At 54.0% G+C, this 16,171-nt stretch carries 14 protein-coding genes; 3 read left to right on the plus strand and 11 right to left on the minus strand.

Annotated features, from left to right (window positions below; genetic code table 11):
• Positions 1–9: 9 nt before the first annotated feature.
• The 3 genes from ASH01S_RS11770 to ASH01S_RS17975 are packed head-to-tail and all read right to left on the minus strand — an operon-like array spanning position 10 to position 3,718.
• On the minus strand, positions 10–1,476 hold the full coding sequence (locus ASH01S_RS11770; protein ID WP_067928362.1) for an ATPase, T2SS/T4P/T4SS family: 1,467 nt from the start codon (positions 1,474–1,476) through the stop codon (positions 10–12).
• The gene (locus ASH01S_RS11775) at positions 1,473–2,315 is read right to left on the minus strand and encodes an SAF domain-containing protein (protein WP_067928363.1); all 843 of its coding nucleotides are present in this window, start codon (positions 2,313–2,315) and stop codon (positions 1,473–1,475) included. The genes ASH01S_RS11770 and ASH01S_RS11775 overlap by 4 nt, the downstream gene beginning before the upstream one ends.
• Before the next feature lie 38 nt (positions 2,316–2,353).
• Positions 2,354–3,718, minus strand: coding sequence for a CpaE/TadZ family protein (locus ASH01S_RS17975; protein WP_306302862.1), 1,365 nt, complete (start codon positions 3,716–3,718; stop codon positions 2,354–2,356).
• Between ASH01S_RS17975 and ASH01S_RS19275 the strand changes: the two genes are divergently transcribed.
• Complete coding sequence (locus ASH01S_RS19275; protein WP_067928370.1) at positions 3,623–3,880, plus strand: hypothetical protein; 258 nt, start codon at positions 3,623–3,625, stop codon at positions 3,878–3,880. The genes ASH01S_RS17975 and ASH01S_RS19275 overlap by 96 nt on opposite strands.
• Before the next feature lie 64 nt (positions 3,881–3,944).
• On the opposite strand, the gene ASH01S_RS11790 is transcribed toward ASH01S_RS19275, so the two are convergent.
• From ASH01S_RS11790 to ASH01S_RS11810, 5 genes are all read right to left on the minus strand, one after another.
• Positions 3,945–5,009, minus strand: coding sequence for a CpaE/TadZ family protein (locus tag ASH01S_RS11790; RefSeq protein WP_157067111.1), 1,065 nt, complete (start codon positions 5,007–5,009; stop codon positions 3,945–3,947).
• Positions 5,010–5,062: 53 nt separating this feature from the next.
• Positions 5,063–5,848 carry a hypothetical protein gene (locus ASH01S_RS11795; protein ID WP_157067112.1) on the minus strand — a complete coding sequence of 262 codons (786 nt, stop codon included), beginning with the start codon at positions 5,846–5,848 and terminating at the stop codon, positions 5,063–5,065.
• Between the two features lie 179 nt (positions 5,849–6,027).
• The gene (locus ASH01S_RS11800; RefSeq protein ID WP_067928379.1) at positions 6,028–7,275 is read right to left on the minus strand and encodes a murein hydrolase activator EnvC family protein; all 1,248 of its coding nucleotides are present in this window, start codon (positions 7,273–7,275) and stop codon (positions 6,028–6,030) included.
• 132 nt (positions 7,276–7,407) lie between these two features.
• Entirely contained in the window at positions 7,408–10,209 is a 2,802-nt protein-coding gene (locus ASH01S_RS11805) for a type IV secretory system conjugative DNA transfer family protein (protein WP_067928382.1), read from the minus strand.
• 10 nt (positions 10,210–10,219) lie between these two features.
• Positions 10,220–10,672 carry a hypothetical protein gene (locus tag ASH01S_RS11810; protein ID WP_067928385.1) on the minus strand — a complete coding sequence of 151 codons (453 nt, stop codon included), beginning with the start codon at positions 10,670–10,672 and terminating at the stop codon, positions 10,220–10,222.
• A gap of 228 nt (positions 10,673–10,900) precedes the next feature.
• Here ASH01S_RS11810 and ASH01S_RS11815 point away from each other — a divergent pair, with 228 nt between their 5' ends.
• The gene (locus ASH01S_RS11815) at positions 10,901–11,167 is read left to right on the plus strand and encodes a hypothetical protein (RefSeq protein ID WP_157067113.1); all 267 of its coding nucleotides are present in this window, start codon (positions 10,901–10,903) and stop codon (positions 11,165–11,167) included.
• A gap of 571 nt (positions 11,168–11,738) precedes the next feature.
• Here the strand turns inward: ASH01S_RS11815 and ASH01S_RS11820 are convergent.
• From ASH01S_RS11820 to recJ, 3 genes are all read right to left on the minus strand, one after another.
• Positions 11,739–12,509 (minus strand): metal-dependent hydrolase, encoded by a 771-nt coding sequence (locus ASH01S_RS11820; protein WP_067928390.1) that lies wholly within the window; start codon positions 12,507–12,509, stop codon positions 11,739–11,741.
• A 250-nt stretch (positions 12,510–12,759) separates the two neighbouring features.
• On the minus strand, positions 12,760–12,864 hold the full coding sequence (locus ASH01S_RS17980; RefSeq protein WP_157067114.1) for a putative holin-like toxin: 105 nt from the start codon (positions 12,862–12,864) through the stop codon (positions 12,760–12,762).
• A gap of 227 nt (positions 12,865–13,091) precedes the next feature.
• Positions 13,092–14,918, minus strand: a complete 1,827-nt coding sequence (recJ, locus tag ASH01S_RS11825; protein ID WP_157067115.1) for a single-stranded-DNA-specific exonuclease RecJ — start codon at positions 14,916–14,918, stop codon at positions 13,092–13,094.
• Between recJ and ASH01S_RS11830 the strand changes: the two genes are divergently transcribed.
• Positions 14,906–16,153, plus strand: a complete 1,248-nt coding sequence (locus ASH01S_RS11830; RefSeq protein WP_067928396.1) for an RNA-guided endonuclease InsQ/TnpB family protein — start codon at positions 14,906–14,908, stop codon at positions 16,151–16,153. The two genes, recJ and ASH01S_RS11830, sit on opposite strands and share 13 nt — an antisense overlap.
• The last annotated feature ends 18 nt before the right edge of the window (positions 16,154–16,171 follow it).

Consider the following 16,171-nt stretch of genomic DNA (forward strand, 5'->3'; position numbering starts at 1 on the left):
TCCCTTCGGTTAAAAGTCTTCTTCTCCCGGTTCTAACAAGCTCTCCGGGATATCGATCCCGTATTTGTACGCGCGGTCCAGCATTCGGTCAGACAGCCCGTGAAACACCACTTTCCGAGTTCGGTACTGGCGCTCAAATACCGGCCGCCAGTACACACGGTTGATATCCGCCTCCTCGACTTCGCCAATGGTTGTCACGAGCCGTCTCGCCTGCACCGACCCGTCGGGGTGCTTGGTCTTGACCAGCTCGACCGAAATCAACTGCTGAAAGGAGGCTACAAAAAGGTCCAGCGCTCGCTCGTATTTGGGGTTTTCCCCAGAGGACATGAGCATGTTCACGTACACCTGGATCATCTTCTCAGGACTCGTTGCATGAATCGTGGAAGAAAACAGCCCAGACGTCATCATGGCCACATCCGTCGCCCGCATCGCCGCCGGTCCGTCTCGCATCTCGCCGACAATGGCGTTTTGCGGGTTCATGCGTTTGAGGTCAAAGAGGTTTCTCTCGATGGTGATCTCTCCTTTGCCCTCCCCATTCGCCTCCTGGGTCCACATGCGCCCGTAAAAGCCGCCGAGCACCTTGGCATCCGGCGTATCCTCCAATACCCAAGTCAGTTCGTCCTGCGGAATGTAAGCCATCATCGCGTTTTGCAAGGTTGACTTGCCTGTTCCGGTGGTGCCACCCACCAAGAAGGAATCCCGAACCTGAGGGATCAGCGCGAGGTAATCCCGCATCCGGGGCGTAAACATACCGGTCTGTTGAAGCTCGTCGAGCGTCCAAGGATGTCCGAAACGCCGAATCACGAGAATGGGTTCGTTGCGAAACAGCACGTACTCGCCGTCGCACCAGGTGGAAAACCCACAGGCCTTGTCCCGGTAGAAAATCCGGGACCCGTCCGGGAAAATCGCGTTGACGCTGGGTGCTGACAGATCGAGCTGGAAGTCCGCCCCCAGTTTGCGTTCTACGTAACGGCGCAGGTCTTCGGCGGTTTTGAAGTGTACGCGGTTCCCCCGGGCATCCACCAGCCACTTGTTTTGACCGTTCTCCTGGTACAGCACTCCGTAGGTACCAAACACCCATATATCGGTAACGTCCGTGTTGTGTTCGTCCATCACGGGCTGCAAGATCCCGTGATGGTACATCTGAAGGATGACTGCTTCAATGGCGTCGTGGGCCTTCACCGGTAGGCGCTCCACGTCACCCTGCTGAATCGCCTTGGTCAACCGGGCCCGCATCTCATCCTCACTCGGATTGGTCCGCAGGTAATCCAGGTCTCGATAGGCGTACTCCAGCAGAATTTCCTGTTGACGCTCCAACAGTGAGGCCAGGTCCTGGTGGCCGTTTTTGCTAGACTGATAGTGCTCACGAATGGTTCTCGCCTGTTCAATACGCTTGTCCAGTTCAACGGGATTGTTTCGGCGCAGTTCAGCTAAGAGGTCAGGCTCTTGATCTTTTCTCCAAGCGCTACTGCTCAATGTGTTGCACCTCCCGCACTGGCATTCGACGGATTGGACGTATTCGAGCTTGACAACGTTTGACTCGTCGCTTGGCTCGATGTCTGGCCTGTTGTGTTGGTTGTTCCATCGTTCTCTGGCGAGATTGAAGACGAAGAGCTACCAGCCCCTGTAGTGGATGATGTACTTGTCGTAGCTTCCGCGTTTGCCGTACTGCTATTGGCTGAGTTGCCTTTCTGATGTTGAGAAACCATCAGCACCTGTACACTCCCTCCCGATATGGCTTGTTCCATGGCCATGTACTGGGATTGGGAGATGGTCATGATGAGCATCTCGTTTTGATTCTGGTTGTTGCTTGTACCAGAATTGTTCACCGTCTGGTTATAACCGGTGTTCGAGAGCACATGTACGTGGTCTGCATGTAGCACACTGCCATTGGGACCGGGTGCCGCCAAATCTACGTAAGTCCCGGGTGCGACGTAGGAATCTATCGAGCCAGGCTTGTAGGATAGGCCAAATGTGACCTGGCCGGGTTGAGATGTGGCATCCACCATTCCCTGCATCGAATTCGCCTGGCTAAACATCCCCATCCGCACTTGTGACCCCGCCAAAATCCCCAGTGTAGTCATGCGTCCGTTCACCTGGCTGGCTGTGTGGACCGCGTCTGAGGACACAGCAGCTGCTGGAATGTACTGGACGGAAAAGTCCTTCGAAGTCACGAAACTGTAGGGCGGTATGTTGTGCGTGGCCACGAGCACGGGTTCGGTGCGCTGTGCACGATAAACCGCGTAACCGCCCGTGACCGCCGCAGCCGCCAATAAGACCACGGCGGTAATGCGCATGACTTTCGGTTGGTTCAAGCTGTGTCATCTCCTTTCTGACCGCTCCTGAATACCACTCAGGAGTGTGCAACCTTGGCAGTCTTTTTCCCGCCCCCAAACAGGCGTGCGAAAAACCCGCCACGGCTTTTGTCTTGACTTTGTGCCGTCGCTACAGCTGGGAGATTTTGAGACACCTCTCGCAGCTCCGCCAATTGAGTATCGAACCACGGAATGACCGCTTTGGAATACTCGGCGTTTTTCTTCTCCAGCACAATCGCCTTGTGATTCTCCCGGTACTCGTAAAAACGCTGGTCCTCCGGAATGATGAGGGATAGCGGCATATTCAACTGGCGGCTGATTTCTTCCATTTCCACGTCCCAGTTCTTGCCCAGATACGCTCGGCTGATAATGACCCGGATGCGCTCCCGAGGCACCCCGATCCGCATCGCGGGATTCGTAATAAGGTCCAGGGTGGCCTTGTAATGCGGGTATTGCGCTGCATCATGCAATCCGATGAGAATCAGGCGATCCGCCTCCTGCATCATGGTGACGATGGGATCCGCCCACATGGATGGGCTGTCCACCAAGATAAGGTCAAAGTACGGTGCAGTCTGGGTGAGAATCCAGGACAGGACTTCCGTCGAAATGACAGACACCTTGGCCGCCGCCGCGATCAGTGAAAACCCGAACGCCGGGTGATGCTCGACACTATCCAGGACGGCCCGCTCCGTCAGGTGAGCATCGGGATTTTGTTCCATCAGGTGCTGCCAATGCGCGACGTTCAATTCCCCCTCGGCATCAGCGAGAGTGCCAAACACCCCATTCGGATCCAGATCCACCACCAGCACAGACAGGCCCCGCTTGGCGGCATACGCGGCAAAGTTGAATACGAATCCGGTCTTGCCCGCACCACCCCCGGTGTTACGAAGGGGTCCGATGGCGAAGATTCTCGCTCTCCGGCTCCGCCCCCCACGAATCTCTTGCCGGACTGTGTGGCGCGTCGTTGGGATCGGCTCCTGGGTGCCCCGTGACGTTGGGGGTTCCAGGGGCTCCGATGGTTCCGATGGAACCGGTGAGCCTGCCGGAATGGAGGAATATGCCGATACCTGTGATGCGGGAGAAGTTGATGACTCGTTCCCCGCGGCCTTTACCTCACTCCCAACTGACTTTCGAGAGAGTGTCAGGACCGGTTTTGATTTTGGAGTTCCCGAACTTTGTACCGAGGGCTTCCCCGGTGATTGCAGAGACAAAGCGGGACGGGTGGATGCTTTTCTGTCGCTGGAAACCCTGGTTTGTGGCCCCCGTTCCGTAGACAGATTCGATTCCGCCTGTGAAGAGGAGGGCATTTGTTTCGCAAGCGATGTCTCGCTCGGTTCATTGTGCGGCTCCAGCTTTTCCGCCTGTTCTCTCAGAAAGTCGAGCAACTGCGCGTCGGATACCATGTCCCGAACCCGAGGGAAACGCCGCCGCAACTGCAGGGTGACGCGCTTGGCCACGACACAGATAGGAATCCCCCATTCTTCCTGCAGCTCCCGCACAACATCTGGGCCCTGTCCTTCATCTACTATCACCAAATCCGGGTGAATACCCGCGAGTTCCAATAGGGAGCGATAGTGCTCAGGACGATAAGAGGCAAGCATCTCAAGTCGCTCCTGAGCCGACAGGGAATTATCCAGCAACACGATCTGCAAAGTCTCCACCTCCAAGCAAAGCATCTTTTAAGCGCTCCATGGCAGAACGAACCGGTTCGGAGAAAGTCAAGACCGGAAGACCCTGGGCCACAGCTGCGCACTGCTCTTCCTCGTAGGGCACAAACACCAACTTCGCTTCTGGCCAGAAGACTCGAAACTCGTCTTCATCAAAGGGGAGACGCTTGGGCGTTTGATTAATCACGACCACGTCCGCCGGCACGCCCTCCAAGTACCGGCAACGGTGAATATCCGCCGTGGTCACCAGCACCCGCAGAGTCTCTGTGGCAAACTCGTGATCGAGAGTGGACAGATAATCCTGCAAACCCATATCCATGACCACCGGGTCAACAAACCGGGCCGCTGCCGCCGCCACCTCACGCAGATCCACCGTCTCATCCCCAAACGGATTGCGGGTGTACACGGCCAAATCTTCCCGAAGTAAAGCGGGCTTCAAAGGAGAAATCAGCGAAGCCGCTTCTTCCTCGTTCTCGGCACAAAGCCAGGTTGTGAGCGCCGGCCGGAGTCCGGCTTCCACATAGTTCACCGCTGCCGATTGAGCCAAGGTACTGGCAAGGTTCAGTCCTACGAACGTCGTCCCGCACCCAGGTGCGCCCGATATCACGATGCAACGAGGACATCCAGGGCCTTGACCTGAAGATGGGTGAACCGGAGCCCCCATGATCGTTTCGGCTACGGATTCGGAGGACGTTTGAACAGCCTTCACGTTCGCCTGCCAGGTCGATAGGCATTCCGTGAGCCACTCCTCCAGTTCTTTGGGGTCTAATTCCTCACGGAAAAAGGTCTGCACGCCTAGACCTTCTAAAGTTTCTAAGAAGCTCAGATCTCCACGAGGCGTTCCCAGGTACAACAAGTGCAGGCCGGTACTCACGAGACCTTGAATTTGCTCAATAATGTCGTTATCCGTCTGTTGTTCTGAAAAACGGTTATCGGATAGAATCGCCGCGTGTTCAGACAATCCCGTCAGCGGAAGGGTCGCGAGATCATCTGCAGTACCTAGCTCCAACTGAAAACTTTCGGCCAAAGGCGCGAGAAACTCCTCAAATCCATCAATGCCACTCAAGTCGAATAAGGTCATCAGTCCGCCTCCTCTCGTAAACTGGCCTGCAGCAGACGCCTGGCACCTTCACTGCGTCCGCGAAATAAAAAGTATCCTTCGTCTTCCTCCAAATCCTCGACGTCTACGTCGCTCAAGTGATTCAATCGAACCCATTCGTTCCATGCGTCGTCGTTCGGTACACCCGCCAACACAATTTGGGTGTCATAGAAGCTTGACATTCTATCCCATTGAAGCGGCTGAAAACGGTCGGCGATGAGCCACACGCCGTTCTCACGCATGCGCTCCAGAGCGCTCTGCAAAGCGTGTTTTTCTGCGTCGGTCAGAACCCGCACGTCTCCTAGATGCACCAGAACTACATGCGGAAACCTGGATGTCTTTTTGAACACATAAATCAGGTCCAAGGTTTCCAGAAGATGACTCAGCGACGGAACTCGTACTGTGATTGGTACACGCAAGTTAGCCATGGCATTCAATTCAACCATCGACCATTTCCCGCCCAAAAGATGGGGTGGGCCAAGATCCGAGCCTTCACTCAGGTCGAGCAGAACGAATTTCCATCCCAGCCGAGCAAACATCTCAATCTGCTTCCGAACCCACACGATTTTGTATGGATTGGATTGCGGTGCTACAAGAAGCAGATTTTCGCCTTTGGCGTGGCGATAATGCAGCTCTATCGCCTGCATCACAGGTGAATAACACTCGTGAGATATCATGTTGGTTCCTCTCCTTCGGAGGACTGCAATATCATGCGTGTATTCCCCCTCTTTGAACTCGTCATTCGTTTTGCGATGCATCTCCAGCATGTCAAACATCGGGCGTGAAAAAATGCAAAAACGATGCAATGTGAAAGGAGCTCGTTTACGAGCAAACAGAAGAAAGGCGGCATAAAGACGAAGGGAAGTAGGAATATTGGAACGTACAGTTCAAGAAGAAAATAGAGGATGAGCGGGCGATGTTGACTTGTGGAAAAACCCGCTCAAGATCATTGCACATACGCCATAATGTCGTTGAAGAACCGCTTGACCCCGAATGCCCAATGGGGATCTGTAGCATAGATCCCCCACGGATTTCGAGGATCGTTGATCCAGAGAATGGCGTCTTCTCCCTTCGGGGGTGGCACGGATAGCTTGTGACGAACGGTGTCCGCAGCGATGTTGGCGGCGTCCGTCAGTGTGGTGTTGTACACCTGCCAGCTGTAGAACACGTTGAACGGATTATTCCGGATCAAGTCGGCGTCCGGGCCAGGCGGAACAAATGCTTGCTCTTGTCCGGTAATCGCGATGAGCAATGCCGGATTGACATCGTATCGCCGAGCAGCCGCACAGATGGTGGCAATGTCGCTACGGGTGAATGTGGATCCCTGCTGCCGTACATAGGCATAGAGTTTATCAATGGGCAGATTCTGATAACGAAGATTCTTGGGAACCACGTGTTCTCCGACATCCAACTGTATAGCAAGGATCCGTTCTTGCTCTTCGGTTTGCGCTTCAAGCTGCTGAATCTGGCTGTTTGTCAGATTGAGCCCATCCTGTAGCTGTTTTTGCTTGGACACCAGCGACGCGATTCCACGACTCGCTAGCACCAAGGACTTCTGCTGCCGCTGCTCGAGCTGGAGTTGAGCTTGTTTCATTTGGAGCAAGCGATACCCTTTTTGAATCAATGCATTGACATTCTGCTGTTGTTGGGCTTCATCCGCTCGCAGTTGCCGTTGCAGTGCCTGTATTTCCACGACTGACTGATGTTCCTGCTCCGTCACCGCGGAAATGGTTTGAACGCGGCTGAGCAAATCGGACCAACTACTCGCATTAAAGAGAACCTCGATGAGAGGGACATTGCCGTATTCGTAGGTCGCCCGCAGCATGGAAGCGACGTTTTCGCGGGCGTGCGTCAACTCGTCCTGGGTACGTGCCATCTGTTCATACAACTGTGCCACTTTTTCCTGCAATGTTTTGATGTCCGATTGATTCTGGTCGATTTGTTGAGAGAGCTGAGAGACCTCCTGGCGCGTTTTGTGAACTTGCTGCTTCAGACGCTCCACTTGCTTGCGTTCTTGAGCGAGTTTCTTCGCGTTTTCATGGGCGACCTTTTGCAGGTGGACCATCTCTTGTTGCTTTTTACTCAGCGTACTGGCGTACACTTCTGTACCGAGGCTGCCGGTCAGTAGGCACGCGGCAGTTGTAGCTGCAGCAAGTTTTAGCAACATACTCGACCCGGCAGTTTCTCTGGTCACTTCAACTTCCCCCTTTAGCTTGTCATTTTTGCAATAGGAATTCCATTGCGCTTGTAGGTTTCTGATTGTGCTTGTGGCATGGTACAACCTGTCCTTACGAGCGTGAATTTGCCCGCTTGGGGACTCGATCAGCTAGGCGCGCACCCGGTGCCCGCAGGCCGTACAGACCCACACCTTGCGGTTTCCCGCCATGCGCAGCTGCATGGGTTCCCCGTCCAATGGACAGTGGGTATGTGGGTCGATCTCCCCCACCTTGACGTGGCGTGGTGGTGCACCCTGCGTGGAGCGGCGCAAGGATTGGCGGGTCAATTGCTCTCGTTCCTGCCACGGGATCTCCACACGCGCTGGTTGAAGCTTTTCGGAGTAATCTTGTTCACGGCGCAGAGTAAGACGTGGCCGGGTGAATTCACGGGTCTGCGTTCTCTGTTGAGACGATGTCTTTGCGCGCCCTGGTTCCTGTCGGAAGACGGACTTTGAGCTCAAGCTGTCCGTGCGGATTCGGAGCTGGGGGCGAACATATGCGTTGGGCTTTTCTGCCGCCGGTGTGTTTGTCCGCTCCGCGTCGTCGGGATGGGTGTTCGTCCTCGTGTCATCGGGGTGGTGCCCAAGCGAGTCTTTTTGGACTTTCTCCCCGCCCGGCAATCCAGGTGGGTCCACGTCTATCGTCCTAGCGTGATCCACCCGCGTCTTCCGTGGTGCATATACGTCCCTGCCCAATGACACCCCCCACCGATACACGTATAAGGTCTGGTTCCCCAAGGTCAGCAACGGCCACTTGACCCGCGCAACCGTGTCAGCCTTGGGATATACGGACACGGGCCTGGGGTGTCGCGGACGAACAGGTTTTTTCACGGTTCCGCCAGCGACTTGTTTCATTAGGGAGCGATTTTCTCTGGGCTCGGTGATGCGCATGCGCACCGGGTTTTGGCCTTTCCGCTCCTTGACACCGATGTAGATCACTTCATTTTCCGTGAGACCGTAGCGAATAAACTGGGGCGAAAAACGGTCTACCCACTCTTCCTGTTCCGTTTTGGTGACTAAAGGCTCGCCCCGGTCCCGGCCCAGTCCGCCCATGCGGATCTGCCGAGTAGAGGTGTTTATCTTAATCCGTTTGATCCGCCCACATAGCTTGGAGACGGCCTGGGCATCATCCGCGCCCAGGTTCGAGAGATACACCCAGTGGCGCGTTGACCCCTCCATTGTCTCTAGGTAACCTTTCCCGACTTGCTCCATTTGTGCCCTCGACTGCATAGCCATGACCATCGAGTGGCAGTGTTTGCGGCCTTGAGTACGAATCTCATTGATGGACCGGGTGGCATACGATGGATACTCGTCCACGTAGGTGTACACTGGCGGTTTGTCGTTATCCTTGCCAGGCCGGTTCAACACCGCCTGTTGTAAGAACACCAGCACCATGCGCCCCACCAGCTTGCCGGTTTCCGTTTGTCCGGTGATGACAGAAAGCAGCTCACCTTTACGGCCATGCGGGGCACCTTGTTTCCAGGCCTTCAGGTCTTCGGCTTTCGGCCTGGCCCACTCTGGCGGGTCGATCCAGGTCTCGAAGTCAAAATTCGGCCGTCCCGCCGAGGCCGCCACTTCCGTACCCAACAGTTCCTGCACGTACTGACTGGAGATGAGCACACGAACCTTTCCGCGGAGGCCCCGGATGATGTTCTTGTACGCTTCCGCGTTCTTGCCGGTGAGACTTCCGCCAAACTCGTTGATGATGCTGGCGGCTGCACGGCGTAACATCACTCGCTGGGGTTCGGTAAGCTTGGGCCAAACCACGGTTCGGATCCATTCGGCCCGTGGTTCCGGCAGAGGCTGATCCAGCGCGCCCTGGGCCTCGTGATCCGCAACCATTTGAACCCTCGTCGCCTCCGTGAACAACTCGTCCATCTGTACGAGATACCGGTCATACCACCCGATCATGTCGATCTCTACCGGGTTACCCTCGTCGTCAAAGCCGTGCAGGAACTTGTACAGCTGCAGCGAATCCGTCGTCGCTTGAGCAGCCATAATGTCGAAGAACGCCTCTCCCTTGGCACGATCGCCGGTCTGTTCGTTCAGCACCACGTTGACGTTGTTGATGATCGCGTCAATGTCGTTGCCAGCCAAAGGATTGAACCGGATGTTCGTGGTTTTTCCCTCTCCCACCTGACCATCAATGATGTGGATCCGCCGCACCGTAAGGCCGAGCTTCTCTGCGTAGCTCTCGATGCTTGGTTCTGGCTGGGGCGAGATCCAGACCACATTAGCCATGACCCCGCGGGCCAGGGCCTCGAGGTCTTGATAGATCATCGGCTTCATCGTCATGAAGGTCTTGCCGGAACCAATCGGGCCGATAATGCCCATGTTGAGAAACCGGTCCTTCGCGCCAATGACCACTCTTTTACCCGCACCCTTCCCGGCGTCCGGCAATCCAGGCTCCGCCTCGCCGATGACCGTCCCGATGGTCACATCCGGAAAGGTATAGGTGTCTTCCCGACCGCCGCCTTTCGTAATGGGCTGCGTGAGCGAGACCCACAGACGGTTTAAGGCGTATCCGAACGAATAACCCGAGGCACGTACCATGCCCCAAACAAGCAGTACAATAAGAGCCACGACCAACAACACTGCGACCAGCCCATAGTTAGGGCCATGCACCGGCAGAACCGGTAGAGCCGATTCGTGATGGTGCGAATCCATCATCGGCATAACCACCCACGTTTGGTGAGGGTGTTTTGCCATAACGTCATTGACGCCTTGGTACAAGGCATACATCCCGTACCCAGCCGCACCCAATAGTCCCGCCAGAAACAGCCACCTACCGGCGCGCCAGGCGGAACTAGCAAACAGCAGAATCAACAGGGCGGGCACCAACAGAAGCAGCGGGTGTGACACAAAAGGTTGCAACGAAAACGACAGGTGCGGAAAAGGCAAAGGACTTGACATGTCCGCACCCTCAGTCCCCGATAAGCTCCCGACCCAACAAATCCAGCAGATGATATTGCCCCACTGGTTCTACCGCCGTGGCAAAGTAAAGCATGTTGGTACGCTCGTCATGTTGAACAAAGTAACGCCCCACCAGTTCCTCCCCGCGCCGAGTGATCTGCATGGTCCAGCGATCCCCCGGCAGGGTAGCCATCTTCCCCACCGGAACAAAGTGCAGTTCTCGCTCTCCAAACCGAATGTGTAGCTCTCCATCCGCCCGTTTGGTCTCCCAGACCTTGGCTACGCTTTCCGCCGGATACGACGCCAGTTTTTCCTCAACTGTATGGGTGATAAGTTCGATGATGTTGAAAAGCTCCTCGCACAATCCGGAAAATCTCTTTTCCATCAGAGCGTCCCAGGCGTCCGCTTCCACCTGTTGCTGGACTCGCTTGGCTACCGACTCGACCAATTCTTGAATATCCATCACGCCCCACCTCCGACGTCCATTTTGAGGTGGACTTCAGCTCGGAAAATGCAATTTTGATGCAAGTTGACGTATCATACAGGTAAATAACCGTTTGAAAGAAGTGAGTATCCATTGCCACGTCCACCTAAACGCGACGAGGAAAAACGGACACATCGACTTACGGTGTACCTCACCGAGGAAGAGCGGGAGATGCTAGGTCTATTGGCCGAACGGGAGAACCGGCCCATGACACAGGTTCTGGTCTTGGCGATGAAGGAGTATCTCTCGAATCGACTCAATCCACCCGAACCACTCAAGAAAGCGATGTGGGAGCGAATCATGCGGGAGGAACGGGTATGGCTCAAGGGATTTGTCTGTAGAAACGGCCACCCCTTCTGGATTGAAGCAGCAGAGCCGATGCAACCTGACATCTGCCCGGTCTGCCGAAGTGAGCGACAACTTGCTCGAACGTGGGAAGGAATCATTCAGCGCGGACACGAAATATACAGGTAAAAAACGTTGGTTGTAAATCACCGATATACAATTTCTATTAAAAAGTCTCTTTTTGTAATTTTTGTTGCTTTTATGGGCATCCTGCTATTGTAGCCTCGTAGAGGCGAGATAGGAGGTGCTCATATGGATTGGCGGACAGTTTTCCAGGACTTCGAGAACCTCGACCACGAACAAAAACTGGAGCTCTTTCGGGCCATTCGAAGCGCTCTGTTTCCGGACACCCCGCAACCACTCGCAGCCTTAGTGGGCGAACTCCGGGAAGCTCGCTTTGCCGAAGCCATCACGTGTCCACATTGCCAAAGCCAATCTGTGAAACGCAACGGAAAGTATCCTGGTACAATATGGATGAATAAGGCGGAAGACTTGGTGTTCTTGAAGGGCCGCCCGCACGACATAAATAGCGCTGGCGCTATGATTCTACTTTTCATAAGCAACAATCTTTGCGAAAAGAGCCAAAAAAAAAAAAAAAGACATCGTCTCTATGACGACGTCCTTGGGGGAAAAGGGTTTCTACATAATTACATCACAACAAAATTCGACATGCAACTTTTAACCTGCGGATTTCTCGAACTTAAACCACAACGGAGACAATGCACAAACAAGCTGCAACCACTCCAATCAAAGAATCCATCAATCCACCGGTACGTATCAAACGTATCCCTTGACGTTCATTCCACGGCCACAAAAGTGGTACGCCGCCGGCTACGCTGTCCGCCACCAAGTGCAGGACGTATCCCACTGTCAGCCCCCACGCCGCGACGGATAGTGGGACGCCATGCATCTGGCCGAGAGCATCCAGCACAGTGAATGCTCCAGAAACCAACAAGGCCGCGCCTAGTAAGCTGTGCGTGAACGTCCGGTGTTCGGTGAACATCGCGCCCACGATCCAAACCGCAAGGAGAATCGACCCGAGCATCGGGATCGTACCATGCACCGCGAGAAACAGCAGTCCTGCGCCGGTAATGCCAAGACCAATCCTGCGTGCAACATTACTGTTGGCGCCCAGGGCGAAGCTCACCACTATGGCTAGTGCCCACAATACCCAGTGTGTCTGCCAATGCATGAGGAAAAGGAGCGCGGCCATGAGTACGAACGCCACGACCTGCCCCACCCGCTCCACTTTGCGCGCGGCGAGCGAATTTCGCTGGTCGAGGTCGGGGAGCAAACTCCCGACAACGGCTGCGACGACGAGCAATGCTTGGACAACAAGCGCACCGGAGGCCGCTTGCCATTCACGGCCCTGTGCGAAATTGCGTAAGGCGTCCCAAGGCGCATGCACAATGAAGGGTGCGACTGCAACGGAAGCAACGGCCCCGATGGCCATGTGTGTTCGTCCAAGCATATTGCAAACAGCCCCTTTCAACAAATACGATAACAGGCTGACGAGGGGCAGATAGCGCAAATTCGATGCAACTTTCTAGAACCAAGTCTGCATTGACGTATATTCTTGCTGTGTTACACTAAACATGAAAAGAGAGCCGAAGGCGGCATCCTTCGACTCCCGGGCACCGGCGCCTTGAGCGTTGTCCCTGCCCAACAGATTTGAACGTTAGGCAAGTGACCGCCCCAATGGCGCTAACCGATGGGGGCGGTCACTTGCGTTTTATGGCAAGAACCACGGCCACGACGAGCGACAAAAGCGCTACGATGAACGATCCGAATTGGATCATCAACGACAGCGCAGCAGCTACACTCATGGCCCCACCCCCTTCCCGGTATGCCGGGCAGGGAGTGACCCCCAAGGAAAGGTGCTTGGATACAGTCTATCAGATTTCGTGTATCTGAGAGAGGAGATTCAAGAAAAAACAGAGGAGTCCGCGCCGCCGGCCCCTCCTTCGCCGAACGGCAATGGCAGCCACGCATGCTGCCCTACCCGACTTGCAGTATACACATTTATCACCGCAAAAATTGGCGGTTGTGCTACCTATTTTGCGTCCACTAGCTGCATCTGCAACGTTTTTTGCCCATTCCATTCGTTGTCTCCCACTTTAACGAGCAGATGACGGTGACTCGCTGTCCTCCACTCGTCTACCTCATTTCCATGCCCAAACGCCAGGACTGGATACGTTTGGCCGACAGAGTCCCGAACCCATACTTTGAGGTGCTTGCGTTCGGCTCCGATTGCCTGTGCGGTGACGATTTGAGCATCGCGCACAAAGAACACCGGCTCTGGATTGCCTTGCCCAAACGGCTCCAATAACCGTAGGTCGTCGACCAACTTGTACGAAAGCTCATCTATGGCCAATGGCGCGTCACAGAGGATGTGTGGATCCAACTCTACATCCTCGAACCAGTTTCTTTCTATTGCGTACCAGAACGATTGCTGAAGCCGATTCAGGTCTTTGGTGTGTAAACTGAATCCGGCCGCAGCTTCATGCCCGCCGAAGTGCGTGAAAACATGGATGTGTTCTTGTACGTCTGCCAAAGTGCGATATAGGTCAAAGTTCGGAATGGCCCGCCCAGACCCCTTCGCGTTTTCACCATCGACACTAATGCAGAGCGTGGACTTGTGGAAACGCTCGGTGAGTCGGCCGGCCACAATGCCAATCACACCCTCGTGCCAGTGTCCCGCTACAACTAGCCCCGGCTTGTCCAACCAGTTCGGATGCGCTTCGATTTGCTCAAGTGCCTCTCTCTCCACTTGGTCTTGTAGTTGTTGCCGTCGCTGGTTGTATGCATTAAGTTCTTTGGCAATCGCCCGTGCCTCACGCTCATCCTCTGCGAGGAACAGCTCTACCGCTCGCTTGGCATGGGCAAGTCGGCCGACTGCGTTGATACGCGGTGCGAGCCGGAATGCCACGTCCGTAGAGGATGTGTCACCATTGACACCCGCTACGTCCATCAGCGCTGTGATACCGGCTGACAAGCGCAGGTTCATGCGAGCTATACCTTCACGTGCCAGAACGCGGTTCTCTCCGATAAGTGGCACCTGATCCGCAATCGTTGCTAGGCCAACCAGTTCCAGCAATTCTTCCGGAAATCGTCCTAGAAGTGCTTGGGCAACTTTAAACGCTACGCCCGCTCCACACAGGTCATGAAACGAGTACATCGACCTCGGATACGCCGGATGCACAACAGCGTAGGCATCTGGAATATCACCAATCTGGTGGTGATCGGTGATGATAAGATCCACGCCCAGCTCGTTCGCCGTGGCAGCTGCTTCAAATCCCGTGATACCAGTGTCAACCGTGATGACGAGCGTGATACCATGTTCTGCGGCAGAGCGCACAACATGCGCGTGCAACCCGTATCCGTCCTTGAAACGCGATGGAACAAACCAGGCCGGATCTGCGCCAAGAGACCGAAGTGCCCGTACCAGAATGGCCACACTCGCCGTTCCGTCGACGTCATAATCCCCGTACACTAGGATCTTCTCATGGCGCAGCACAGCTTCTTTGATGCGCGCAATTGCCCGTTCCATGTGGTGCATGAGGAACGGATCGAGCAGTTGCGCTCGGTCTGGACGCAAGAAGCGTGCTGCCGAATCGATTCGCGAGCAATTTCTCGCAGAAAGAATGCGGGCCACCACTGGATGGATACCAAAGTGGTCTGCCAGTATCGCTGCCGCGTCTAGGTCAGCCTTTTGGCCGATCCATTTGCGTTTCAACTGAACTCGCGTTAAATTCATAGAAAATTGGGCGCGGAAACCCACTGCTTTAGCGGTGGGAGGAAGCGCCCCTTCCTCCTTTCTCTGTCCCTCGCTATATTCTATAATATTAGCGAAAGGATGTGATTTGATTGTACGCGACACAAAAGAACCAAATTCGTGGTTTAAGCAAGCGTGAATATAACGCCTTGCGTCTTTTGTGTCGGCTGTCAAAGAACCTATACAATGTTGGCCTTTACAACGTGCGTCAGTATTACATCCAAGAACGCAAGCATCTTCGATATGAGTCGAACTATCATTATTCAAAAGAAAACGATAATTACAAGTTGCTCAATACCGATGTGGCACAGCAGACGTTAAAAGTAGTTGATCGTTCGTTCCGTTCTTTCTACGGGCTAATCAAGAAAGCACGAAATAACGAGTACCGTTTCCATGATGTCAAGTTGCCGAGGTACTTGCCGAAAGACGGATACTTCCCGTTGATTATCCCGCGCATTCGCGTGAAAGATGGATTTCTTTATGTGCCCATGTCTCTTGAATTCAAAAAAGAACATGGTGACATCAAGATTCCTTTTCCTGAACGTCTTGCGAATAAAATTATCAAGGAGGTAAGGATTCACCCGAAATACAATGCTCGCTTTTTTGAGATTGAATATGTGTACGTTCAAGATGAAGAACCGAAAACCGTAGACCCTGATTCTGCACTTGCAATCGACTTTGGGTTAGACAATCTTGCAGCGTGTATTGATACCAATGGGGCGTCGTTTTTGATCGACGGTAGACCTCTCAAAAGTATCAACCGTTGGTACAATAAGCGAAATGCAAGATTGCAAAGCATCAAGGATTTGCAAGGTATTAAGGGTACAACCGAACAGCAAGCACGTTTGACGATGTATCGCAACAACTACATTCGTGACTACCTAAACAAATCGGCACGTTACATCGTGAACCATTGCATTGAACACTGTATTGGTAAAATTATTGTTGGTGTCAACCCTGAATGGAAACAAGACATCAACATCGGTAAACGAAACAACCAAAATTTCGTTCAGATTCCGCATTGGTCGCTTCGTTGTAAACTCGAAGGACTTTGTCAACGCTACGGAATTCAATACGTTGAGCAAGAAGAATCCTACACGTCGAAAGCGAGTTTCCTTGACCAAGATGACCTTCCAATCTACAATGCAGACAATCCGCAGCAATACACTTTCTCTGGAAAGCGTGTGAAACGCGGATTGTATCGCGCGTCAGACGGACAATTAGTGAATGCCGACATCAATGGAGCGGCTAACATCTTGCGTAAAAGTAACCACAGACTCAACTTTGAGCGAGTGGCTAGAGGGCTTTTGGCTAACCCTTTGCGAGTAAAACTCTCGTAGTTCCTCGCAAGAATCCCA

The sequence above is a fragment of the Alicyclobacillus shizuokensis NBRC 103103 genome (assembly GCF_001552255.1).
Taxonomy (GTDB): domain Bacteria; phylum Bacillota; class Bacilli; order Alicyclobacillales; family Alicyclobacillaceae; genus Alicyclobacillus_G; species Alicyclobacillus_G shizuokensis.